Source organism: Flavobacterium sp. 11, assembly GCF_002754315.1.
Lineage (GTDB): Bacteria > Bacteroidota > Bacteroidia > Flavobacteriales > Flavobacteriaceae > Flavobacterium > Flavobacterium algoritolerans.
The window spans coordinates 2,079,789-2,103,354 of the sequence record NZ_PEFE01000001.1 but is presented as its reverse complement, the minus strand read 5'-3'; the positions used below and the strand labels follow the sequence as shown (position 1 = coordinate 2,103,354).

Genomic DNA, 23,566 nt, shown 5'->3' with positions numbered 1-23,566 from the left:
TTTAAAACTACTGATTAAAAACAACTTATAATCATTAAATTTAAAAATAAGAATTGAAATTACTGAAACAAGTTTGCTAAAAATTCACTACCTTAACAAGTATTTTTTTAGAAATGAAAAACAGCAAAAATGAAAGTATTAGTCTATAGCATATTGGGTTTTGATAAGGCTTTCCTTGAAAAAGCAGCGCATGGTAATCACGAATTAGTTTTTACGGAGCAACCTTTGAATGAAAGTACCGCAGCCCTTGCCAAAGGATTTGATGCTGTTTCACTTTTTACTTCGGATGATGCTTCAGAGACAGTATTGCAGAAACTATATACTTGTGGTGTAAAATATATTGCTCTGCGTTCCGTAGGCTATGATCATGTTGATTTGGCCCGAGCAAAATCATTAGCTATGAAAGTGGCAAATGTTCCTGAATATTCGCCTTACGCCATTGCTGAACTCGCCGTAGCCTTGTTAATGGCACTAAACAGAAAACTGGTTTTAGGTCAGACGTTAATGCAAATTGGTGATTATCGTTTGGATCATTTGGTGGGTTTTGATTTGCATGGAAAAACAATAGGTATTGTAGGAACTGGAAAAATAGGAGCTGCATTTGCAAAAATAATGCATGGTTTTGGTTGTAAAATAATAGCCTTTGATATTAAGGAAAACAAGGAACTCATGGATGAAATTCCAATTACTTACGTTTCACTAAAAGATTTATGTGCCACTGCTGATGTGATATCCATTCATTATCTACTCAATGGAACAACAAACCATCTGTTTAATAAAAGCACATTTTCATTAATGAAAAAAGGAGTGATTTTTATTAATACTGCCCGTGGAGGAATTGTAAATACAAAAGACTTATTAGAAGCAATCGAAAATAAAACCATTGGCGCTGCAGGATTAGATGTTTACGAAAAAGAGAAACCAATATTTTTTCAAGATCATACTGATGCTCCAATAAATGATGATTTGTTTTTAAAACTTCGTTCCCATCCTAATGTGATGGTTACCGGACATCAAGGTTTTTTGACAAACGAGGCATTAGAGGGAATTGCACACACTACAATTGCGAATTTGAATTCCTGGGCCTATAATGGTATTTCTGGAAATGAAGTGAACTGATACCCGTTTTGAAATCATTTGTAAACGAATAGAATATTTTATTGTTTGTCTGTTTTTTATAATCATGCTGCGGTTAGCAGTATTAAAAACTCAAAAGATGAAAGGATCCTTTAAACTCGGAAAAGTATCTGGTATTGGAATATTCATACACTGGACATTCACTTTACTTATTCTGTTTATCATTTTCATGAACTACAAATCAGGGCAAAATGTTACTCAAATAATATGGTCTGTGGTGTTTATCTTGTGCATTTTCGTTACTGTTTTATTACACGAACTCGGTCATGCTTTAGCCGCAAAAAATTACAACATAAAAACCAAAGACATCACCCTTTTACCCATTGGCGGATTGGCCAGACTGGAACGATTACCAGAAAAACCATCGGAAGAATTAATAGTCGCTTTTGCGGGACCTTTGGTAAATATTACATTGGCCTTTATCACAGGGATTTTCATTACGATTCCGGATACTTCAGAACAATTAATGGCGGAATTATCTAATGGCGTGAACGCAAATAATTTCTTTCTCAATTTCTTTTTAGTCAATTTCTGGTTGGCACTTTTCAATTTAATCCCCGCATTCCCTATGGATGGCGGCAGGATTTTACGGGCGCTGTTATCGTTCAAGTTACAAAGGCATGTTGCCACAAGAATTTCGGCACGGATAGGACAACTATTGGCAATGGGATTCATTATTTTTGGATTTTTCACTTCCCCGATTTTAGTTTTTATCGGTATTTTTGTCATTATTGGAGCTCAGGTTGAAGCTGATTATACGGAGTCTAAGTTTATCTTAAAAGGCTTTAAAGTGCATGATGTTGTCATGAAACAATATCCGACGATTGATGCAAATGATACTGTAAAAACAGCGGTTGAATTGGTATTGGACAGCCAAAACAAGAATTTCCTGATTACTGAAGAAGGCATTCCGGTAGGAACACTGAATCGGGACCAAATTATTATGGCACTTTCAAAAAAAGGAGATGATGAATTTATTTACAACGTCATGGACCGAAATTTAGTTTACCTCGACAGCGATTCTCTTTTAGAAAAAGTTTTTGAGCTCATTCAACTCAATAAATCAAGATTAATGCTCGTTATGGAAAATAATAAAGTTGTTGGTATTTTGGATGTTGAAAATCTTATGGAATTTCTTTTAATAAACGAAGTGAAAATAAATAAAGCCCATGATAGAAAGTAAAAATAGCCTTATTGCTCCAAAAAATCTGGAACTTGTTTACAGTGGCGAAGATTATTTTTCTCGATTAGAGGCTATTATTCGGAATTCACAGATTGAAATTCACATGCAAATGTATCTTTTTGAAAACGATGCAACCGGAAATAGAATTATTAAAGCATTAAAAGAAGCCGCTTCACGTAAGGTTCAGGTTTATGTCCTTTTGGATGGTTTGGGGTCTTTATCATTTCCCTCAGAAACACTAAAAGAAATGAGACAAAGCGGCATAAACATTCGTTTTTTTGCTCCTTTATTTTCAACCTATACTTTTTACCTAGGCAGAAGACTACACCGAAAAGTTATTGTTGCTGATGCAAAAGTCGTGCTTATTGGCGGTATAAATGTAGCCGATAAATATTGTGGTTCGGATACAGAAGCTCCTTGGCTCGACTATGCTGTTCAATTAAAAGGAGAAATTGCCGAACCACTTCAAAAATTGTGTGCCGATATCTATTTCAAAAAAAGACACTTACACAACAGCAAAATAAAATCTTCTTTTCTTGTTCAGGAAGATGCCATGGTTCGTATTCTTCAGAATGACTGGTTAAAAGGCAAAAATGAGATTTGTGATGGGTATATAAAATCCATTAGAAATGCGAAAAAAGACATCATTATTGTGGGAAGTTATTTTCTGCCTGGGATTCGAATCATTCGAGCCTTGAAAAAAGCATCTAAAAATAAGGTGAAAATTAAATTAATTCTTTCCGGAAAATCAGATTTACCGCTCACAAGGCGCGCTACCTGCTATCTCTATGACAAACTGCTTAACTATAATATTGAATTGTACGAATGGGACCAATCCGTATTACATGGAAAAGTGGCCGTAATAGATGGCAATTGGACTACAATAGGATCGTTTAATCTGAATAATTTAAGTTCGTACGGAAGCCTTGAAATGAATGTTGAAATAAATTCTGATTTATTTTCTAAAATGTTTCAAGCACACCTCATCGAAATTATTGCTCAATGCCAGAGCATAACATCTCAATCACTCAAAACTAAGAACAATCTATTTACAAAATCCATTAACTTTCTTTCGTATTGCGTTACCCGAATAATAGAAATAATTGTCACCTATACTCCCTATAAGCGATTCAATAATTGATTTATAAAATAGAAATCAAGGGTTAAAAGTCTTTTTTTGTGCCAAAACAAAAAATATATTCTGTTTCTAAAATTAAAATCATTGTTGAAAAAATTATCACTAATAGTACTGTTAATAAATTATTTTTAATTAACTTTATATGTGATTTTTAATCATTTAAAACATTAATAATAAGCATTTTATAAATAAATAACAATGGAACCACACCGACTAAAAACTAAAAAAAAAGAGGATTGGATTCAAAAAGATTTGGAGAGTAAAATTCCCAAATTAAGCAGTAAAATAGTGTTTATTCCCAGTCAGGATGAATTATTTTTTTAGTTCATTTCTCAAAGAAATTTGTTAGCCCAGGTTAACATCGGAGCCGTGAGTCACTGCTCTGTAATTGAATGTTCTTTCAAGCACCAGGTTTAAAAGATTCTCCGCAGAGCTCCGAACTTTTAAACCGGTATTCTTAATCGGGGTTAGGGACAGAATAGTCCCTACTCCATTAACGATTTCAACGCTATGGATTTTACTCAATACAAAGAAACCTTTACCGAAAAATCACATAAACTAGGCTATTCGCTGCCTAATATTCAACGTTGTCTGGATTATGCCGAAGTATTATTCTCTCATGACGTACCGGTTATTTACAATCCAACCCATTTATCACTTCTGGTGGGATACAAGAAAGAATACTTAAAAAAAGCGGCTGTTTATCCCCGCTATTTTTACCGTGATTTTGAGATTTCAAAAAAAAATGGCACAAAACGACTTATTTCTGAACCGCTTCCAAGCTTGAAAGAAATCCAACTCTGGATTTTGAGAAATATCCTCAATAAAGTTCCCATTAGCCCTTTTGCGAAAGCATACAAAACCAATGTAAGCCTTATTGAAAACCTGAAATTTCATAAAAATCAGCCTAAAGTATATACATTAGACTTAGAAAATTTCTTCCAATCAATTACCATTGAATTAGTTGAAAAAGAGTTTCATCAATTGGGATATTCTAAAATGGTATCGAGACTCCTCTCCAAATTATGCACCCGAGACAGAACTTTGCCTCAAGGCGCACCCACAAGCCCGTATCTTTCGAATTTAATTTTTAAAGATGCCGATGCTGAGATTGCCGCTTACTGCAAATTGCATAAAATAAGATATACCCGTTATGCTGACGATATGAGTTTTTCGGGGGATTTTGATGAAAATAAACTGCTCCATAAAGTTATTGAAACTGTTGAAAAATTAAACCTTCGCATCAATAAAAACAAGACTAAACTCATGACGGCCAATACGCGCCAAACCGTGACTGGAATTGTTGTGAATGAAAAACCGCAAGTGGCATTCCACAAACGCAATGATTTAAGACAAGCCATGTATTATATCAAGAAATTTGGTTTCGAGGAACACCGCGAATACAAAGAAATTAACCAAAAAAATTATCTCGAACATTTGTTGGGGAAAATAAATTTTGTGCTGCAAATAAATCCAAAAGACATCGAATTTTTAGAGTATAAATCTATATTGAAAGACCTAAAAAAGAAACAGGATTTAAAAGCTATGGAAGATGAATTACTACCAATATAAGAATTGAAAAACATTCTTGGTAAAAAAATGTTTCATAAAAACTCCTTTTAGAGTTTTTTTTTATTTTTATAAACACCTGAAATAAAGCTGTTTATTACTGTTTTATACCTGAAAATTAATTAAATTTGATAGCGCAAAATGTCTAAAAATCACAATCATTTGTGCTGTCTTTTTCATGCAAATTGATATTGATAAAAGTAAGATTACAAACTCCGGACATCTTTATACCCTATCAAATAATTAAAAAATAATACCTCATGAAAAAAATAACAACCATCATCGCAACACTATTTTTATCTACTTTTCTGCTGGCACAAACAACATGGAAAGCAGATCCAATGCACTCAAAACTTACTTTTAGCACCGTACATCATGGTATTTCGGATATAGCAGGATTATTCAAAAAATTTGAGATAACCGCAACAACTAACAAAACGGATTTTAGTGATGCTGTATTTGAACTTTCGACTGATGTTGCCTCTATTGACACCGAAGTGGAAATGCGGGATAATCATTTACGAAGTGCTGATTTCTTTGACGTGGAAAAATATCCTAAAATGACTTTTAAAAGCATCTCCATAAAAAAAATCGGGAAGAATAAATACAAACTTGTAGGAACACTCACATTGCATGGAATCACAAAACCGGCAATAATTACTATGTGGTATAGAGGAACTATAGTGAATGAACAATCAAAAGCAATTACTGCAGGCTTTCAGTTTAGCGGAATTTTAAAACGTTCTGAATTTAATGTAGGATCCAAATTCCCTTCGAAAATGATTAGTGATGACGTACAAATTAAAGCAGATTGTGAGTTTATTAAACAGTAAATACCTTCGATTAAAGTATTAATAAAGCCTACAAATTATATAAAAACAATCCAGATGGCATTTATAGACTATTACAAGATTCTTGAAGTGGACAAAAAAGCAACCGAAGCCGAGATTAAAAAGGCCTATCGAAAACTGGCCCGTAAATACCATCCCGACTTAAATCCCAACGATAAGGAAGCCGAAAGAAAATTCAAGGAAATCAATGAGGCCAATGAAGTATTGAGCCATGCCGAGAATCGTAAAAAATATGATGACTATGGCGAAAACTGGCAACATGCGGAGGAATTTGAAAAATCAAAACAACAGCAGCAGTACCATAGAGGTGGCCAACAAGATGGTTTTGGCGGGTTCAGTGGTGGCGGAGATTTCTCTGATTTTTTTGAGTCTATGTTTGGAGGTCGTTCGTCAGGAAGTGGAGGTCGTCGTAGTGCACAGTTCAAGGGGCAGGATTTTAATGCTGAACTGCATCTTGACCTAAAAGACGTGTACACCACCCATAAACGCACCTTGACAATTAACGGCAAAAACATCCGTATTACTATTCCTGCCGGAGTCGAAAATGGGCAGCAAATAAAAATTAGCGGGCTTGGTGGCGAAGGCGCTGGCGGTGGCCCAAAAGGGGATTTATACATCACTTTCACTATTGAAAACCATACCAACTTTAAATTAGACAAGCACAACCTCTACTCCACTGTTTCTTTAGATTTATATACTGCCATATTGGGAGGCGATATCACCGCAGATACTTTTGACGGAAAAGTAAAACTAACCGTAAAACCCGGAACCCAAAACGGAACAAAAGTAAAACTGAAAGGAAAAGGATTTCCAGTTTATAAAAAGGAAGGAGAATTTGGAGATTTATACATTACCTATCAAGTGCAAATACCCACAAATATTACTGAAAAAGAAAAAGAATTATTTACGGAACTCGCAAAGTTAAGAACGTCATGAACATAGAAAGCCTCATACCGACACCTGCATTATGCATTCATTATAAAGTGGAACTCTCCTTTTTTGACAACCTCAGCGAAATGGGTTTACTCGAAATAAAAACAATACAAGAAACACAATATATCCATCCAGATGCCATCTATGAAATAGAGAAAATGATACGCATCCATCAGGAATTAGATCTTAATACTGAGGGAATTGATGTGGTGTTTAATCTATTACAAAAAATTGATGCTTTGCAAAATGAGCTTGTTTCCACTAAAAACAGATTGCGTTTGTATGAAAGTTGAGATTTGATAATCCCAATATTCTTTTTACTGAATATAAAAAGTAAAAAATATGAACTGGCATTTACTACCGCTATCAGAAATAACACAGTTGCTAAATACAACTCCATCCGGTATTGATGATATTACGGCATCAGAACGCTTGTGCGAACATGGGAAAAATCAAATTGAAGATAAAAAAAAGAAGACAATTCTACAGATGGTGCTTTCTCAACTATCGGATTTTATGATTCTCATCCTTATCGCTGCGGCAATTATCTCAGGCATAATAGGTGATGTTACGGATACAATAATTATTCTTGCCATCATTATTATTAATGCTGTCGTGGGATTTATCCAAGAATATCGGGCTGAAAAAGCAATGGAAGCATTAAAGAATATGGTCGCAAACCATGCCCGTATTTTACGTGAAGGAAAAACAATCGACCTTCCTGCATCGGATATTGTCCCTGGTGATGTAGTGGTACTTGAAGCGGGAAATGTTATTCCTGCTGATGTCCGTTTTTTTGAAACCCATCAAATAAAAGTAGATGAATCAGCACTTACGGGTGAATCAAACAATGTAGAAAAAAATCCTGAGGAACTTCCCGAAGGAAATTATGCGCTTGGTGACCAAACTAATATGGGGTATAAAGGAACTTTTGTGACTAACGGACGCGCACTTGCTTACGTTACAGCAACTGGAATGCATACTGAACTTGGGCACATCGCAAAAATGATCCAAACCGATGAAACCTCAACGCCTTTACAAAAAAGGTTAGCAGCTTTTGGCAAACGATTATCAGTGATTATACTTATTATCTGCGCTATAATTTTCTTAATCGGATGGTTGCGGGGAGAATCTGTTTTGACCATGTTAATTACTTCTATTTCACTCGCTGTTGCCGCAATTCCTGAAGCTTTACCAGCATTAGTTACGATTGCACTTGCCTTTGGTGCTAAAAAATTAGCTAAAAGCAATGCCCTTATTCGAAAATTACCAGCTGTAGAAACTTTGGGTTCCGTGACGTATATCTGTTCTGATAAAACGGGAACTCTTACGTTGAATAAAATGACTCTACAGGAAATTTTTGAAACATCAGATACAGAATATGAGCCTTTTTTTAAAGAAAAAAACACATTGCTGCACGCTATCGCTTTAAATAATGATGTCACAAAAGATGAAAACGGAAAATGGTTGGGCGATTCAACGGAGTTAGCATTGGTACAATATGCATCCGATAAAAATTTGAATCGCTCTGATTTAGAACTAAAATTACCCCGAATTGGAGAATTGCCTTTCGATTCTAAAAGAAAATGCATGACTACAATGCATCAAACCCAAAATTCTAATGGTGAAATAATCGTGATTACAAAAGGGGCTGTCGATGTATTGTTTCACAAACTGAATGACAATCAAAAATCACTTATTCCTGAATTTGAACGTAAAGTCAACGAAATGGCCGAAAAAGGATATCGGGTTTTAGGGTACGCAATGAAAACACTTTCGTCCTTACCGGATACTTCAGATGCTAATTTGATAGAAAATGAGTTAACACTTATTGGGTTTGTAGGCATGATTGACCCACCACGAGAAGAAGCAAAACAGGCAGTTTCTGAATGTAAGGAAGCCGGTATTATTCCGGTAATGATTACGGGTGACCACAAGCTGACCGCCAAAGCAATTGCCGAAAAGCTAGGCATTATTGTCACGGATGACGACCTAGTTTTAACAGGTTCAGAACTAACTGCATTAACACAGAGTGAATTTATACAAATTGTAGAAAAGGTAAAAGTATATGCCCGTGTAAATCCTGAACAAAAACTAAGAATCATTAATGCTTTACAATCCAAAAATCATTTTGTGGCAATGACTGGCGATGGTGTAAATGATGCTCCGGCACTTAAAAATGCTGATATTGGTATTGCTATGGGAATCAACGGAACCGAAGTTTCTAAAGAAGCCTCGCACATGATTTTATTGGATGATAATTTTGCTACCATTATTATTGCTGTTAAACACGGCAGAAAAATATTTGACAACATCCTAAAATTTATCAAATACATTATGACAGGAAACTCAGGCGAAATATGGGCTATTTTTTTAGCTCCATTTTTTGGGTTACCCATTCCGCTACTGGCAATTCACATCCTATGGATTAATCTGGTAACGGATGGTTTACCCGGATTAGCACTAGCCTCAGAACCATCTGAAGCAAATATCATGAAACGTTCCCCCAGAAATCCGAAGAAAAATATTTTTTCAAACGGGATGGCTTTACACATTTTATGGATTGGTTTTTTAATGGGCTGCGTCACCATAGGAATGCAAGCTTACGCGATATATAACGCCAATACACATTGGCAAACGATGGCTTTTACGGTGCTTTGTTTTAGCCAGTTGGGACATGTAATGGTCATTCGTTCCGGGCGTGAATCTATATTCAAAATTGGATTTTTTTCTAACAAACCTATGGTTGGTGCCCTATTGATAACCATTGTCCTTCAATTTATGATTATTTACATGCCTTTCTTTAACGAAATTTTTAAGACCCAACCTTTATCTTTATATGAACTAGGACTAACCTTAGCGATATCAAGTATTGTATTTTGGGCCGGAGAAATAGAGAAATGGATTAAAAACAGACGAGTTATTGACTTCCATGTTCTGTTTTAAAATAATTTATGAGCAAAAAAACACCGCAAAAAATGTTAATATTCAAAATGCCAACTTTTGATTGAATCAAAATTAATCGGGTCTTAAAGAGCCTGTTTACAGTGTTAAAAGCCATATTTTTTTATATAAATTTAGTAAGATTATTCAAACGTTAATTATTCTAATTTTTAGAATTAACACTAAAAATTGCCTTAATTTTACAATTCTAATTTATATAATATGACAACAATTACAAATTATTGGTGGGTACTGGTATTGATTATATGCCTGATTCTTTACAAATTCGTTTTACGTGTTTTCTTCGGAATGGTAATCGTTCCTGAAGATAAAATTGGTTTAGTGACCAAGAAATTTGTCCTCTTTGGATCCGAAAAATCCTTACCAGACGGTAGAATTATAGCTACCAAAGGGGAAGCTGGTTTTCAGGCAAAAACACTTGCTCCAGGGTTATATTGGGCCATGTGGCCTTGGCAATTTTCTGTTGAAATGGCTCCATTTACCATTATTCCTGAAGGTAATATTGGTTTGCTTTTAAGTAAAGATGGTGCCGAAATACCAACGGGTAGAATTTTGGCACAAAAAGTGAACTCCGACAATTTTCAGGACGCTACCTTATTTCTGAATAATGGCGGGCAAAAAGGACGTCAATCCGCCTTTATAACTACAGGATCTTACAGGATTAATACCTTTTTATTTGAAGTGGTAATGTCTCCTCAAATTGTGATTTCAGAGAATATGGTCGGAATTGTAACTGCTATGGATGGTGAGCCAATTCCTATTGGTCAAATTGCAGGTAAATTTGTTGAAAATCATAATAACTTTCAAGATTTTGATCAATTTCTAAAAAATGGCGGAAATCGTGGATTGCAACCACAGGTTATGCTTGCCGGATCCTATTATATCAATACTTGGGCGATACAAATAGAGCAAACTCCTATGACAGATGTGCCTATAGGGTATGTTGGGGTTGTGATCTCTTATATTGGCGAAGACGGACAAGATGTAACAGGTGATACTTTCAAACATGGAAATATTGTTTCAAAAGGGCAACGTGGTGTATGGATGGAGCCGCTGGGTCCCGGAAAATATGCCTTAAATAAATACACTACTAAATTAGAGCCTGTTCCTACAACAAATCTAGTATTGAACTGGGCAGATGCACGCAGTGAATCCCATAATTTAGACCAAAATTTATCCACAATTACGGTTCGTTCAAAAGATGGTTTCCCTTTTAATCTGGATGTGTCCCAAATTATTCATGTTCCCGCGAATGAAGCTCCAAAAGTAATTGCCCGTTTTGGGAGTATGAATAATCTTGTTTCACAGGTTTTAGAACCTACAATAGGGAATTATTTTAGAAACTCCGCTCAGGAAAGTGATGTAATATCCTTTTTATCAACAAGAAAAGAACGTCAGGAATCTGCTAAAAATCATATCAAAGTGGTTCTTGATGAATACAATGTAAATGCAGTTGACACACTAATAGGAGATATTGTACCTCCAGAATCCTTAATGAAAACTCTGACTGACAGGAAGATTGCCGAAGAAGAGCAAAAAACTTATCAGACACAAAGAATGGCTCAGGAACAACGTCAGGGAATGGAAAAAGAAACCGCTATTGCGGATATGCAAAAAGAAATCGTAAAAGCATCTCAAAGTGTTGAAATTGCCCAACGTACTGCTGATGCAACAGTTAAAAAAGCAGAAGGAGATGCAACTAGTTTAAAATTAAATGTAAATGCAGAGGCAGAAGCTACAAAAATGCGTGCTAATGCCGAAGCGGAAGCTACTAAAGCAAGAGCTGGAGCACAAGCAGAAGCGACAAAACTAACTGCAAGTGCCGAAGCTGAAAGAATTTCTAAAACGGGTCTTGCCGAAGCTGAAAAAATTATGGCTATTGGTAAATCAACTGCAGAAGCCTATCAATTACAAGTTTCTGCAATGGGTGGTGATAACTTCACGAAATACAAAATAACTGAGGAGATTGGCAAAGGAAAAATCAAAGTAATTCCTGATGTTTTAATCTCTGGAAATAATGGATCTGACGGACCAATCAGCGGTCTTCTTGGAATGAAACTAATGGAAATGATGGATACAAAAAGTGAGAAGGAATAAACAGTAATACAATAGTTTTTTATAAAATGTTCAACAAACGCCATTCAAAATTTGAATGGCGTTTGTTTTTATAATTTCTCAAAAAAACAGCTAAAGAACACCCTTAAATACTGATAATCAGGTAAATAATTGTATATTTGAATAACTTTTTTTATTAAAAATTAATTCATTTGCTAATGAATAGTATTTTTAAAATAATCGAATTGTTTAAAACTTTTTTACTTGAAGTTGGCGAGCTCTCTTATTTTGCCGGGCGTTTTTTTAAAGAAGCTTTTAAAAGCCCTTCGGAATTCAAAGAGTTCCTTAGACAATGCTTTTATATGGGAAATCGTTCCTTGTTGCTTGTTGCAGTTACAGGATTTATCATTGGTTTAGTATTCACTTTACAGTCACGACCCACATTGCAGGAATTCGGAGCCGTTTCCTGGATGCCGTCCATGGTGAGTATTTCGCTTATCAGAGAAATTGGCCCCATCATTACCGCTTTAATTTGTGCTGGTCGTATTGGTTCCGGTATTGGTGCTGAATTAGGTTCTATGAGAGTTACAGAGCAAATTGACGCCATGGAAGTTTCCGGTACAAATCCTTTCAAATATTTAGTGGTAACCCGCATATTAGCAACTACTTTCATGCTTCCTATTTTGGTTTTTTTTGGAGATGCCATTGCCATTTTTGGTTCATTTTTAGTAGAAAATATAAAAGGCAATGTTTCTTTTTTATTGTATTACAATCAGGTTTTTGATGCGTTAGAATTTGGGGATTTAATACCGGCAACCATTAAAACGTTCTTTTTTGGTTTTGCCATCGGGTTGGTGGGTTGTTTTAAAGGATATTATTGTAAAAAAGGAACTGCAGGTGTAGGTTTAGCTGCTAATTCTGCGGTGGTTTTCACCTCGATGTTATTGTTTATTATTGATTTTATTGCTGTTTTTATCACTGATATTTTTTATGATTTATAACTGATTATGAATACATCTATACTAAATCAAAAGGCCATAATAGAAATCAAAGACTTAAAAAAAAGCTATGGTGATAATCATGTTTTGGATGGTTTTAATATGGTTTTGAATGAAGGGGAAAATCTGGTAATCATGGGGAAATCAGGTTCTGGAAAATCTGTTATGATAAAATGCCTCATTGGATTAGAAGAACATGACAGTGGGACTGTTGTAATAATGGGAAAGGATATAAGCGAACTAAGCCGGGAAGAACTGGATGATCTTCGGACTGAAGTAGGTTTTCTTTTTCAGGGAAGCGCACTCTATGACTCAATGACCGTCAGGGAAAATTTAGAATTTCCTTTGCGCCGTCACAAAAAAAAATTTGGAAAAATAACCGATACCACGCCACTGGTTATGGAAGCTTTAGAAAATGTGGGGCTGGCTCATACCATAAATTTAATGCCCGAAGAGCTTTCGGGAGGAATGAAACGAAGAATTGCTTTGGCCAGAACTTTAATTCTGCAGCCAAGAATAATTCTTTATGATGAACCAACAACTGGTTTAGATCCTATTACGGCAAAGGAAATTTTGCTACTAATGATGTCTATCCAAAAAAAATACAACACTTCGGCAATAATAATTACACACGATGTGGATTGCGCCAGAGTGATTTCGAACCGAATGATTTTATTGGTTGACGGTATCAATTATATCGAAGGAACTTTTGAGGAATTATCAACCTCAACAGATCCTAAAGTACAAGCTTTCTTTAAATAAGAATACATATGGAAAAAACGACATCACAAAAACTGCGCCTTGGACTTTTTGTAATCATCGGATTAACGCTATTTGTACTGGCAGTGTATTTCATTGGCGATAAGCAAAAAATGTTTGGAAAAACCAATCATCTTAAAGCGGTTTTCAACAATGTAAGCGGCTTACAATTAGGCAATAATGTACGGTATTCAGGAATAAATGTAGGCACTGTACGAGGAATGGAAATGATCAATGACTCCACCATCAAAGTCGATATGCTCATAGATAAAACCATTTTTCCCCACATCAGAAAAAATGCTATTGCCACCATTGGCTCTGATGGTTTGGTAGGCAATATGATTATAAATATTATCCCAGGTAAAGGGATGGAAGCCGCTGTGAGTCCCGGCGATGAGATTAAATCCTTAAGCCGAATCCGTACCGATGATTTACTAAATACCCTTGGTGTGACCAATAAAAATGCGGCACTTCTTACGGCTGATTTACTAAAAATTACACAGGAAATCAATCAAGGTAAAGGAACAGTGGGTTTGTTGATTAAAGATTCCACTGTAGCCAATAACCTAAAAGAAACCATGCTGTACTTAAAAATTACCGGAAAAGGAACTTCCGAATCTGTGACAAAATTAAACCGACTCATTTCTTCTTTAGAAAACAAAGATAATGTGATAGGCTTTTTGAAAGATACGGCTGTTGCCAATGATATGAAAGCAGTCGTTCGCAATTTAGACAAATCCAGCACTGAAATAAACAAAGTAGTAACCAATCTCAATGCGACAATTGCAAACATTAAAGATGGAAAAGGAGCTATAAATTACTTGTCGAATAATCCGGCATTAGTTCGAAAAATAGACTCTACTATGACAAATATTAACGAAGCGAGTTTGCGTTTGAATGAAAATATGGAAGCCTTGAAACACAATTTTTTATTTCGGGGTTATTTTAAAAAACAGGAAAAAGCAAGAAATAAAGATCCAAAGAAAGAAGAAGTGGATAAAAAATATTGAACAGCAAAAAAGATGGAATCATGGTTACAATAGAGAAATTAGGAATAATTCTAAGTCCTACTGACAATACATTTGAAAATAACGGTGTATTCAATCCCGGTATTTATCAGGATGGAAATACCATTCATATTTTATACCGAGCGGTAGAACACGGAAATTTTTCAACCATAGGTTATGCAAAAATGGATGGCCCACTTAAAGTAACGGAAAGGCATGAAAAACCATTGATAACCCGTGATTTTGATTACGAAAAACACGGCGTAGAAGATCCCCGAATTGTAAAAATTGAGGATACTTATTATATCACCTATACTGCTTATGATGGCGTCAATGCAATGGGAGCACTAGCTACGTCAAAGGATTTGATTCATTTTGAGAAACATGGAATCATAACTCCGCATGTAAATTACCAAGAATATGAAAATTTTGTAACTTTTTGTGACATCAATAAAAACAAGTTAAATCCAAAATACCATCAATATTATAACCTTTTTGCTCAAATAGGATTAGTTGAAGATGAACACAGATTACTCAGAGATAAAGATGTGGTTTTATTTCCAAGGAAAATAAACGGAAAATTTGTGTTATTGCACCGCATTTGGCCTGGAATTCAGATTGTGCAATTTGATGATTGGAAGGATTTAACCGAATCTTTTTGGGCAGATTATCTTAAAAATCTTGTCAATCATATCGTACTTGATCCAAAAGATATCTTTGAAGTAAACTACATTGGTGCCGGCGGACCGCCTATAGAAACTGAATTTGGCTGGTTGATAATCTATCATGGTGTTCAGGAAACTACAACAGGGAAAATATATCATGCCAAAGCCGCATTACTGCAATTAGACAAACCCGAAATTGAAATTTCCAGATTACTTTATCCGCTATTTTCCCCTACCAAGGAATGGGAAATAGAAGGCGAAGTTAGAAACATAGTATTCCCAACCGGCCATGCTTTATTTGGAAATGACCTTTACCTCTATTATGGTGTAGCGGATAAGCATGTTGCAGTAGCAAAATTAGACATTAATGAATTGCTACTTGAATTGAGAAAGCAATCTTAGAAAAAGCGCCATGAAACTCCAAAAAGGAATAAAAATGTTACTTGTAAGTTCGTATCCACCAAGAGAATGTGGTATAGCAACTTTTTCAAATGATATTGTAAATGCAGTGAAAATTGTTTTTGGAGATACATTGCCGGTTGAAGTATGCGCTTTGCAAAATAGTGAGCAACACTTTGATTATAATAATGAAGTAAGCTTTATTTTACCCGTTGATTCATTGGAACATTACCGAATGGTTGCCGAAAAAATAAATGAACGAAACGATATAGGACTTGTGTGCATTCAACATGAATTTGGTTTATTCAGGGGAGAATATGGGGATTATATACTCTCTTTTATATTAGCTTTAAACAAACCAATTGTTACTGTTTTTCATACCGTGCTACCGAATCCAGATGAAAAAAGAAAGAAAATAGTTCATGCAATAGCTGATTTATCTGATCGTATCATTGTGCTCACTAAAAACTCACAGACAATTTTGACTACTAATTACAGTGTTGAAAAAACCAAAACTATTGTAATTCCGCATGGCAATCACAATGTATTATGGGAACAAAAAAACATTTTGAAGAACACTTATGGTTTCTCGGATAAAATAGTGATGGCTACATTTGGTTTAATCAGCCAAAATAAAGGCATCGAAACCGTATTACAAGCGTTACCTGAAATTGTTAAAAAAAATCCCGAAGTAGTTTTTTTGGTGATTGGAAAAACACATCCTGAAATAATTCGTCAAGACGGAGAAATGTACCGAAACAGTCTTATCAATATTGTACAAGAACTTCATCTGGAAAACAATGTCATTTTCATTAATGAATACCTGCAATTGTCGCAATTACTGGAATATTTAACTTTATCAGACATCTATTTATTCTCCTCCAAAGATCCTAATCAAGCCGTAAGCGGGACATTTGCTTATGCCATGAGTTGTGGTTGCACTGTAGTTTCTACTCCAATTCCGCACGCCGTTGAAGAATTGGTAAATGGCAACGGAATACTTTTGAATAGTTTTGAAAGCTCAGAAGAATTCAAAAACGCAATAGTATACTTGATTGAAAATAAAGAAGAACGAATAGCGATGGGCAAAAATGCCTTTTCATTGTCACACGCCACTAACTGGGAAAATATTGCTATTCAATATCGATTGCTTTTTGACCAATTAACCAATCGAGAAGAAGATTTAAGGTTCAATTTTCCTCCTATAAAACTAGACCATATCAAGAAACTCACTACTGATTTTGGAATACTTCAGTTTTCAAAATTCAGCCAGCCCGATCCTAAATCGGGTTACACATTAGATGATAATGCCAGAGCATTGATCAATATGGTTCTGTATAATAAAGCTTTTCCGGATAAAAACACCTTAAAACTAGCAAATACATATCTGAATTTCATAGAAGGTATCCAGCAAAACAACGGTTGGTTTGACAACTACAAAGATTTTGACCATCAATTAACCAAACAAAACAAAGAAGTAAATCTTGAAGATGCTAACGGAAGGGCATTATGGAGTTTAGGAACCGTAATTTCCCACAGGGACACTTTACCCTTAGAAATGATTTGCCAAGCGGTAAAATGTTGGGATAAAGCCATCAAAAGAATTGATGATATCAAATCTCCAAGAGCAATAGCGTATGCGTTGAAAGGGCTATATTTATATCATTCTATTTATAAAGATGAAGAGATAAAGACCCATATAGAGAAACTTGCCGATGAACTTTTGCGCCATTATAATATCAATTCAGCCGAAAATTGGTGCTGGTACGAGGATTATATGACCTATGCCAATAACGTTTTGCCGGAAGCGATGATGTACAGTTATTTAGTAACCAAAAATCCTAAGTACAAAAAAATTGCGGCAATCACATTTGATTTTCTGCTTTCTCATTATTTTATGAAAGGACAATTGAAAGTAATCTCAAACAGAGGTTGGTTTAAGAAAGAAAATGAAAGGATTTTCTACGGAGAACAACCTATAGAAGTGGCAACTACCATTATTGCATTGGATTTATTCTATGAAGTTACCCGAAATAAAAAATACAAAGACCAACTTAAACTGGCTTTCATCTGGTTTTTAGGAAATAATCATTTGAAACAAATCATGTACAATCCAGAAAATGGGGCGTCCTATGATGGACTGGAAGACAAACACATTAACATCAATCAAGGAGCCGAATCGACTTTATGCTATTTTAAAGCCCGATTAATAATGGAAAAATATACCTGAAATTAAACGTATAATTTTCACTAATCTAGTTTATCCGTACATAAATTAACATTCATTATGATTATTCTTTTTTAGATACTTTTCAATGCTTCAATAAGTAAATCAACATCCTCTTTTGTATTGAAATGACTAAACGATATGCGCAAACTCGGTTTCTTCAAATCTTCTTCAGAAAGCATTTCGGCTAAAACATGCGAAGGCTTTACACTTCCTGACTGACAGGCGCTTCCGCGGGAAACTGCAATTCCTTTCATGTCCAAATGGAATAATATCATCGCTGTTTTTGCTGCTGCAAAAGGCAATAAAACATTCAAAACGGTATAAAAACCATCCGGATTTCCATTGATTTTAAATTCCGGAAATTCAATTTTGAGTTGGTCAATCAAATAACTTTTCAACTCCGCAATATGCTTTTGTTCAGTTTCTAAGTTGGTATAGGAAACGTCCAATGCTTTTGCCATACCAGCGATTTGGTGCAATGCTTCGGTTCCGGCGCGCAATCCTTTTTCCTGTTCGCCACCAAAAAACAAGGGTTGCAACCCTGAATTTTTTCGAATAAAAGCAAAACCAACGCCTTTAGGTCCATGAAATTTATGGGCACTTGCCACAATAAAATCAACAGGAATCGTTTGCAAATCAATCGTTGCTTTTCCAATGGATTGTACCGTATCCGAATGAAATAAAACATTATGTTCTTGACAGATGCGACCTATTCGTTCCAAATCCAGAACATTCCCCGTTTCATTATTCACGTGCATCAGGCTGACCAATGTTTTCTTTTCTTCCGAAAAAGCATTTAAGTTTTGGTTGTCAGGAACCCACTTTTTTATTTCATCGGAAGAAAATTCTTTTTTGATGTGGGTTTCCTGCGAAAGCAACTCTACTAAATGGGTTATATCGATTTCTCCATTTGGTTTCACATTCACATAATCAATTTGAATATCGTACTCTTTTTCTAAAACCAGAGCCGTGTATAAAACCGCATGATGCTCTATTTTACTGGTAATAATTCGTTTTACCTGTAAATCTTTGACCGCAGAACGAAGAATCCAATTGTTAGCTTCGGTACCACAAGATGTAAAGATAATTTCCTGTGCAGTCGCATTTAGATTCTTGGCAATCGATTTTCTAGAAAGTTCCAATATACTTTTGGCGGCACGACCCAAACTATGCGTTGACGATGGATTCCCATAATCTTCCGTCATTACTTTGGTCATTTCCTGGATTACTTCGGTACGAATAGCGGTTGTAGAAGCGTTATCGAGATATACTTTTTTCATTTTTTGAAAATTATAAATTATTTTAAACCCTCTATTTCTGCTGGAATACTTTTCGATTTTCTAGAAAAAATAAGCTTTTCATTAAAAACAACTATCGAAATCATAATCAGGAAATAGGAAAATAACTGAAGTGAACTAACGTTTTCATCATAATAAAATATCGCTAATACAAACCCAATAATCGGATTAATATAAATCATAATCCCAACTGCAGACGAATTAATTCCTTTTAAAGCGTACAAGTTTAAAAACAACGGAATAATCGTAAAAAAGACTACGATTACCAGTAAACATCCATAAAATAAGGGTTCTGTGGGCAAATCTCCGCTATAATTAGGATAAAAAGGAAGCAGAATTATTGCAGTAAAAACTAATTGAATTGTCAAAACAAGGAATTTATCCAATTCACTATTTTTTCGTTGACTCACTAAATACATTGCATACGTGGCTGCCGTAATAAGGCTGTAAAAAATGTCTTCAAAATGATTCAATGATAATAAAACACAGCTAAAGGCGCTTATCAAAACGGCAACCCATTGCCATTTACTCAGTTTCTCTTTTAATATAAAAAAAGCCAATATGGTTGTTAAAATTGGGCAAATCATATACGCTAATGAAGCCGCTTTTACACTAACATGATTCATAACATAAATAAAAACAAACCAGTTTGAGGATAGAAATACGCCGCCGCCAAGTGTCAACGAGATAACACTTTGCTTTTGTTTTGCTGTCATCGATTTGAAATGATTCCAATTTTGCAGCATGATATTGCGTCGAAAAACGACATTGATAATTACCATCAGCGCAACACTAAAAAAAACACGGTAAAATAAAATGTCTAAAGAAGGATAATTATGTAATGGTTTTAACGCTAAACTAAAAAAACCCCAGATAAAAAAGGCAGAGAAAGCAGCTAAATAATATTTGTTAGGTCTCATTATAGTGTAAAATTTGCGCAAAGATAATGATTTCTATTCGCTTTGAATTCATCCAATAGCAGCAATACAATAAAGCACATGCTATTGTATTGCTCTCACTATTTGAAATTTAAAAACCCAATATCCTGTTAAATAATCTATTTTTAAAGGGGAATGCAATTGGAACAAATTAAAAATTCTATTTTTGTTACAAATATTATAAAAATGAAAAGAGTTGTAAGCCTACTGGTTTTTGCGTTACTGTTAAACGGTTGTGATGATGGAGATTTGATTCAAGAAGACATTAGTTTTGAAGATGTTGCCGCACAAAATTGTACTACAAATGATATTATCTACAAACTAAAAGATAGCGAAGCCCTTATTCTTGAAGTTCTGGGATTTACTTTCCCTACTGAAACTATATCGCAGGAATTAGACATTAATGCTTCAAATCGTGTGCTATATCGCTTTTACAATGGCGCCGTAACTTCCTCAACCATTTGCGAAACTATACCGCCGGCAACACCTATAGTTATGGATCAATGGACCACTTCAGGTGGAAAAATAGTTATAAATACTACCGCTATCAAAACTACAAATACCACTGATAACAGTACTAAAATTACAGGTTACAATCATAATATTACCTTTAAAAACATCACATTTGTAAAAAGTAACGGAACACAAGTTTACGAAACATTCCCTTTTGGGGACTATATAATTAGTGCTACTCCTTTACCTTTTGCATTCAATAAAACGCTTGAACAATGCAGTTCTTCAAAACAATTGTATGATTACAATAGTAGTGAAGCACTTATTTTAGACATTGATCCCGCTTTAATTGTTAATGAAGCGACACCGCTAAACGCTCCAAGAACCGGATTAATCAGTGACACAAAAAACAAACTTACGTATCGATTATTCTCCGGTTTACTTACGGGTGCTTATTTTTGCAACACTACTTTTCCGGCTACTCCTGCAGTAAGTGAAGAATGGATTGCAGTGGCTGGAGTGGCAAACGAAAGCGGAATTGTAGAGGTAACAACTGCTACTTTGGGAGCTGGTTTCAAACATACCGTTGTCCTTAAAAAAGCAAAAATGAAGAAGGGAAGCAGTGATTTTATTTTGGGTGATAATTACATTTATGGTGAATTATTGACTACAAATTAATCCCAAATAAGAAGCAAAAATAGAGGCAAAAATAGAGGCAAAAAACAACTGTTTTTAGTCCCAAAAAAAGGTCCGATTTTTAAGCTGTTTTCATTAGAAAATTTGCTTGAAAATGGGACCTTTTTTTTGAGATTTTAAAAACTAAAACAAAACTTACATGGCACTTTGCTTGATAAAAACTTCTGTTGCACCTTGACCATATTTTTGATAATTCCCTTCTTGAAAAGCAATGTTATCATAGCGACCCAATAAAAAATCCAGCTCTGCTTTTAGAACTCCTTCACCCACGCCGTGAATAAAAACAATCTTTGGAATGCGATTCCGGATGGCAAATTCTATGTGTCGTTTTGCCGTATCAGTCTGCAAAGTCAGAATATCATAATTCGACATTCCGCGTTTATTTGGCACCAGTTTTTCGATGTGCAAATCAAACTCCGGAGCGGGAATTTCGTGCTTTGATTTCTTTTCTTTCACAAAACTTCGTGGTTTTGGTATCTCTTTTTCTTTTGAAACCTCACTTACATTAATTCTTCTGATAGAATCAAGTAAGTTACTGGAATCGTTTATTTTAATCAACTCATTGACAAAAAATGTCATCATGAATCCATCCTCTGTTTCAATCGTAACTTGCTTCTCGTTGACTGACAACACTACTCCATTGATGGCTTCATCGAGTACTGAAACCTTATCTCCTTTGTTAAACATTTTCGTCTTCTTTATCTTGATTTTTACTTGGCGTCTTGGCACTCAATTGCATCATTCCCATCATGAAAACCACAATTGCAATTACCATTATATACACATTTTTTTCGGCACTCACCTGCTCGTATAAAGCAACAGTTATCGCCACAACCATTATTGGAATTATAAACTTTCTCATTTTTTTAAATATCAGTTTTCAAAAGTAATGAATTTAAAATTGCATCAATTATTATCGCAACCGTTTCTTATTTTTTCGTAAAATTGTAAAAAGAAAAACCATTGGATTTAGAAAAATATATGCTCCCTTGTTTAAGCAAAACACTCTTTGGAATAGAGTGTTTGGGCTGTGGTTTTCAGAGGAGTTTTTTGTTGCTTTTGAATGGCAATTTTGAAGGTGCTTTTAAGATGTATCCAGCCATTTTTACCACCCTGTTATTTCTAGGAATTCTAGGTTTTAATTTTATCGACAAAAACAGGAATTACAAAAAAATCATCATTGGCTCAGCAATCTTAAATGGCATTTTTATGATTGTGGGTTATTATTTTAAGCACTACTAAAAAGTTCTTTTTTTGATTTTTTTAGAACAAAAATATTATTTGATTCGAGTCAAAATATCATTCATCATTTCGATTTGGACTTTTTGAATTTCTATTAATTCTTCTTGTTGGTGCATAATTAAATGATCCAGTTTTTCATGAAGCATTCTAATTTCAAGTTCTGATTTCAAATTTATCATATAATCTTTTTTGGCTCTTTCCCTGTCTTTTTCTTCCTGACGATTTTGACTCATCATAATTACTGGAGCTTGAAGTGCGGCAAGACAAGACAAAATTAAATTCAGCAAAATAAATGGGTACGGATCAAATCCTTTATTCAAGAAAACATAAATATTAATCAGAATCCAAAAAAGAATAAATACTCCAAAAAGGATTATAAATTTCCAGCTTCCGCCAAAAGCCGCTACTTTATCCGCTACTTTTTGCCCCACTGTACGAACACCAATTTCATCCTCTACAATACTCACTAATGATTTATCTTCGTTCAAGGAACCGATAACTCTGGTTTCCAGATTTGACAACTCCCCAATTTCGACCAATAAATAATTAGAAATGTATTTCTCCCGATACATATTCAACTCCCCAATTGAGAGGAATTTGTCCTCATCAAAATCAGGGTAATCATTTTGAATAAGCGCCAATATTGGGTTTCGAATGGTTTTGGCAGCAATTTTATCCGCTATTGGAAATTCTTTTTGGGAAATATCGCTTATAAAAGTAGTCTTGGATTTCATGGATTGTTATTTATTGGCTAATTTAAAAAAACACTTTCATCAAAACTAATAATTCAGCTCCTATACATTGAAAATAAAACAGATACGACCCAACTTTTTATCTTAAAAAGCTAAAACAGTAATTCCCACTGCATTTACTATCCATTTATTTAACAAAAGTGTCTAAATAAACAAGATAGCTTTATGTTTAAGAAAGAAATAATTCGAAATAGTTCAATATCTTTGCGATTCGTTTTAAAACCCATGAAAATGTCACTGAACTACAAAAATATTCCTTTCTGCTATTGTTGTTGCTGTTTTTAAAATCCCCCTTTAAA

Annotated in this window: 21 protein-coding genes; 16 read left to right on the top strand and 5 right to left on the bottom strand. The window is 34.8% G+C overall.

Features of this window, described 5'->3' with window-relative positions:
* The first annotated feature begins 129 nt into the window (after positions 1 to 129).
* The 14 genes from CLV00_RS09150 (at position 130) to CLV00_RS09085 (ending at position 17,888) form a co-directional block, all read left to right on the top strand.
* Positions 130 to 1,119, top strand: coding sequence for a 2-hydroxyacid dehydrogenase (locus CLV00_RS09150; protein WP_099714828.1), 990 nt, complete (start codon positions 130 to 132; stop codon positions 1,117 to 1,119).
* Between the two features lie 97 nt (positions 1,120 to 1,216).
* A complete protein-coding gene (locus tag CLV00_RS09145) occupies positions 1,217 to 2,320 on the top strand; it encodes a site-2 protease family protein (RefSeq protein WP_158234593.1) in 1,104 nt (367 codons plus the stop codon).
* Entirely contained in the window at positions 2,307 to 3,461 is a 1,155-nt protein-coding gene (locus CLV00_RS09140) for a phosphatidylserine/phosphatidylglycerophosphate/cardiolipin synthase family protein (protein ID WP_099714826.1), read from the top strand. The genes CLV00_RS09145 and CLV00_RS09140 overlap by 14 nt, the downstream gene beginning before the upstream one ends.
* 507 nt (positions 3,462 to 3,968) lie before the next feature.
* Positions 3,969 to 5,030, top strand: coding sequence for a reverse transcriptase domain-containing protein (locus CLV00_RS09135; RefSeq protein ID WP_099714825.1), 1,062 nt, complete (start codon positions 3,969 to 3,971; stop codon positions 5,028 to 5,030).
* Positions 5,031 to 5,287: 257 nt separating this feature from the next.
* Positions 5,288 to 5,860 carry a YceI family protein gene (locus CLV00_RS09130; RefSeq protein WP_099714824.1) on the top strand — a complete coding sequence of 191 codons (573 nt, stop codon included), beginning with the start codon at positions 5,288 to 5,290 and terminating at the stop codon, positions 5,858 to 5,860.
* 54 nt (positions 5,861 to 5,914) lie between these two features.
* Positions 5,915 to 6,814, top strand: coding sequence for a DnaJ C-terminal domain-containing protein (locus CLV00_RS09125; protein WP_099714823.1), 900 nt, complete (start codon positions 5,915 to 5,917; stop codon positions 6,812 to 6,814).
* Positions 6,811 to 7,104: a chaperone modulator CbpM gene (locus CLV00_RS09120; RefSeq protein ID WP_099714822.1), complete on the top strand. Its 294-nt coding sequence runs from the start codon at positions 6,811 to 6,813 to the stop codon at positions 7,102 to 7,104. The genes CLV00_RS09125 and CLV00_RS09120 overlap by 4 nt, the downstream gene beginning before the upstream one ends.
* Before the next feature lie 49 nt (positions 7,105 to 7,153).
* On the top strand, positions 7,154 to 9,757 hold the full coding sequence (locus tag CLV00_RS09115; RefSeq protein ID WP_099714821.1) for a cation-translocating P-type ATPase: 2,604 nt from the start codon (positions 7,154 to 7,156) through the stop codon (positions 9,755 to 9,757).
* A gap of 219 nt (positions 9,758 to 9,976) precedes the next feature.
* Positions 9,977 to 11,872, top strand: a complete 1,896-nt coding sequence (locus CLV00_RS09110) for an SPFH domain-containing protein (RefSeq protein WP_099714820.1) — start codon at positions 9,977 to 9,979, stop codon at positions 11,870 to 11,872.
* A 176-nt stretch (positions 11,873 to 12,048) separates the two neighbouring features.
* Positions 12,049 to 12,831, top strand: coding sequence for an ABC transporter permease (locus CLV00_RS09105; RefSeq protein ID WP_099714819.1), 783 nt, complete (start codon positions 12,049 to 12,051; stop codon positions 12,829 to 12,831).
* A 6-nt stretch (positions 12,832 to 12,837) separates the two neighbouring features.
* A complete protein-coding gene (locus CLV00_RS09100; protein WP_099714818.1) occupies positions 12,838 to 13,590 on the top strand; it encodes an ABC transporter ATP-binding protein in 753 nt (250 codons plus the stop codon).
* A gap of 8 nt (positions 13,591 to 13,598) precedes the next feature.
* The gene (locus CLV00_RS09095) at positions 13,599 to 14,597 is read left to right on the top strand and encodes an MlaD family protein (protein WP_099714817.1); all 999 of its coding nucleotides are present in this window, start codon (positions 13,599 to 13,601) and stop codon (positions 14,595 to 14,597) included.
* 20 nt (positions 14,598 to 14,617) lie between these two features.
* Positions 14,618 to 15,661 (top strand): pesticidal protein Cry7Aa, encoded by a 1,044-nt coding sequence (locus CLV00_RS09090; protein WP_099714816.1) that lies wholly within the window; start codon positions 14,618 to 14,620, stop codon positions 15,659 to 15,661.
* Between the two features lie 10 nt (positions 15,662 to 15,671).
* The gene (locus CLV00_RS09085; protein WP_099714815.1) at positions 15,672 to 17,888 is read left to right on the top strand and encodes a glycosyltransferase; all 2,217 of its coding nucleotides are present in this window, start codon (positions 15,672 to 15,674) and stop codon (positions 17,886 to 17,888) included.
* A 71-nt stretch (positions 17,889 to 17,959) separates the two neighbouring features.
* Here CLV00_RS09085 and CLV00_RS09080 read toward each other — a convergent pair whose 3' ends face one another.
* Both CLV00_RS09080 and CLV00_RS09075 read right to left on the bottom strand, forming a co-directional pair.
* Entirely contained in the window at positions 17,960 to 19,168 is a 1,209-nt protein-coding gene (locus CLV00_RS09080) for a cysteine desulfurase family protein (RefSeq protein ID WP_099714814.1), read from the bottom strand.
* A gap of 17 nt (positions 19,169 to 19,185) precedes the next feature.
* Positions 19,186 to 20,106: an EamA family transporter gene (locus CLV00_RS09075; protein ID WP_099714813.1), complete on the bottom strand. Its 921-nt coding sequence runs from the start codon at positions 20,104 to 20,106 to the stop codon at positions 19,186 to 19,188.
* Positions 20,107 to 20,310: 204 nt separating this feature from the next.
* Between CLV00_RS09075 and CLV00_RS09070 the strand changes: the two genes are divergently transcribed.
* On the top strand, positions 20,311 to 21,255 hold the full coding sequence (locus tag CLV00_RS09070; protein ID WP_143394884.1) for a hypothetical protein: 945 nt from the start codon (positions 20,311 to 20,313) through the stop codon (positions 21,253 to 21,255).
* A gap of 153 nt (positions 21,256 to 21,408) precedes the next feature.
* Here CLV00_RS09070 and CLV00_RS09065 read toward each other — a convergent pair whose 3' ends face one another.
* Both CLV00_RS09065 and CLV00_RS09060 read right to left on the bottom strand, forming a co-directional pair.
* Positions 21,409 to 21,960: a Smr/MutS family protein gene (locus CLV00_RS09065; protein WP_099714811.1), complete on the bottom strand. Its 552-nt coding sequence runs from the start codon at positions 21,958 to 21,960 to the stop codon at positions 21,409 to 21,411.
* A complete protein-coding gene (locus tag CLV00_RS09060) occupies positions 21,953 to 22,135 on the bottom strand; it encodes a hypothetical protein (protein WP_099714810.1) in 183 nt (60 codons plus the stop codon). The genes CLV00_RS09065 and CLV00_RS09060 overlap by 8 nt, the downstream gene beginning before the upstream one ends.
* Positions 22,136 to 22,236: 101 nt before the next feature.
* Between CLV00_RS09060 and CLV00_RS09055 the strand changes: the two genes are divergently transcribed.
* On the top strand, positions 22,237 to 22,515 hold the full coding sequence (locus CLV00_RS09055; protein WP_199074775.1) for a DUF2752 domain-containing protein: 279 nt from the start codon (positions 22,237 to 22,239) through the stop codon (positions 22,513 to 22,515).
* Between the two features lie 35 nt (positions 22,516 to 22,550).
* On the opposite strand, the gene CLV00_RS09050 is transcribed toward CLV00_RS09055, so the two are convergent.
* The gene (locus tag CLV00_RS09050; RefSeq protein ID WP_099714809.1) at positions 22,551 to 23,249 is read right to left on the bottom strand and encodes a DUF1003 domain-containing protein; all 699 of its coding nucleotides are present in this window, start codon (positions 23,247 to 23,249) and stop codon (positions 22,551 to 22,553) included.
* Positions 23,250 to 23,566 lie beyond the last annotated feature (317 nt).

Bases quoted from the DNA above. Each gene is read 5' to 3' on its own strand.
- CLV00_RS09150 (WP_099714828.1), top strand. From the start codon at position 130: ATGAAAGTATTAGTCTATAGCATATTGGGTTTTGATAAGGCTTTCCTT.
- CLV00_RS09145 (WP_158234593.1), top strand. From the start codon at position 1,217: ATGAAAGGATCCTTTAAACTCGGAAAAGTATCTGGTATTGGAATATTC.
- CLV00_RS09140 (WP_099714826.1), top strand. From the start codon at position 2,307: ATGATAGAAAGTAAAAATAGCCTTATTGCTCCAAAAAATCTGGAACTT.
- CLV00_RS09135 (WP_099714825.1), top strand. From the start codon at position 3,969: ATGGATTTTACTCAATACAAAGAAACCTTTACCGAAAAATCACATAAA.
- CLV00_RS09130 (WP_099714824.1), top strand. From the start codon at position 5,288: ATGAAAAAAATAACAACCATCATCGCAACACTATTTTTATCTACTTTT.
- CLV00_RS09125 (WP_099714823.1), top strand. From the start codon at position 5,915: ATGGCATTTATAGACTATTACAAGATTCTTGAAGTGGACAAAAAAGCA.
- CLV00_RS09120 (WP_099714822.1), top strand. From the start codon at position 6,811: ATGAACATAGAAAGCCTCATACCGACACCTGCATTATGCATTCATTAT.
- CLV00_RS09115 (WP_099714821.1), top strand. From the start codon at position 7,154: ATGAACTGGCATTTACTACCGCTATCAGAAATAACACAGTTGCTAAAT.
- CLV00_RS09110 (WP_099714820.1), top strand. From the start codon at position 9,977: ATGACAACAATTACAAATTATTGGTGGGTACTGGTATTGATTATATGC.
- CLV00_RS09105 (WP_099714819.1), top strand. From the start codon at position 12,049: ATGAATAGTATTTTTAAAATAATCGAATTGTTTAAAACTTTTTTACTT.
- CLV00_RS09100 (WP_099714818.1), top strand. From the start codon at position 12,838: ATGAATACATCTATACTAAATCAAAAGGCCATAATAGAAATCAAAGAC.
- CLV00_RS09095 (WP_099714817.1), top strand. From the start codon at position 13,599: ATGGAAAAAACGACATCACAAAAACTGCGCCTTGGACTTTTTGTAATC.
- CLV00_RS09090 (WP_099714816.1), top strand. From the start codon at position 14,618: ATGGTTACAATAGAGAAATTAGGAATAATTCTAAGTCCTACTGACAAT.
- CLV00_RS09085 (WP_099714815.1), top strand. From the start codon at position 15,672: ATGAAACTCCAAAAAGGAATAAAAATGTTACTTGTAAGTTCGTATCCA.
- CLV00_RS09080 (WP_099714814.1), bottom strand. From the start codon at position 19,168: ATGAAAAAAGTATATCTCGATAACGCTTCTACAACCGCTATTCGTACC.
- CLV00_RS09075 (WP_099714813.1), bottom strand. From the start codon at position 20,106: ATGAGACCTAACAAATATTATTTAGCTGCTTTCTCTGCCTTTTTTATC.
- CLV00_RS09070 (WP_143394884.1), top strand. From the start codon at position 20,311: ATGAAAAGAGTTGTAAGCCTACTGGTTTTTGCGTTACTGTTAAACGGT.
- CLV00_RS09065 (WP_099714811.1), bottom strand. From the start codon at position 21,960: ATGTTTAACAAAGGAGATAAGGTTTCAGTACTCGATGAAGCCATCAAT.
- CLV00_RS09060 (WP_099714810.1), bottom strand. From the start codon at position 22,135: ATGAGAAAGTTTATAATTCCAATAATGGTTGTGGCGATAACTGTTGCT.
- CLV00_RS09050 (WP_099714809.1), bottom strand. From the start codon at position 23,249: ATGAAATCCAAGACTACTTTTATAAGCGATATTTCCCAAAAAGAATTT.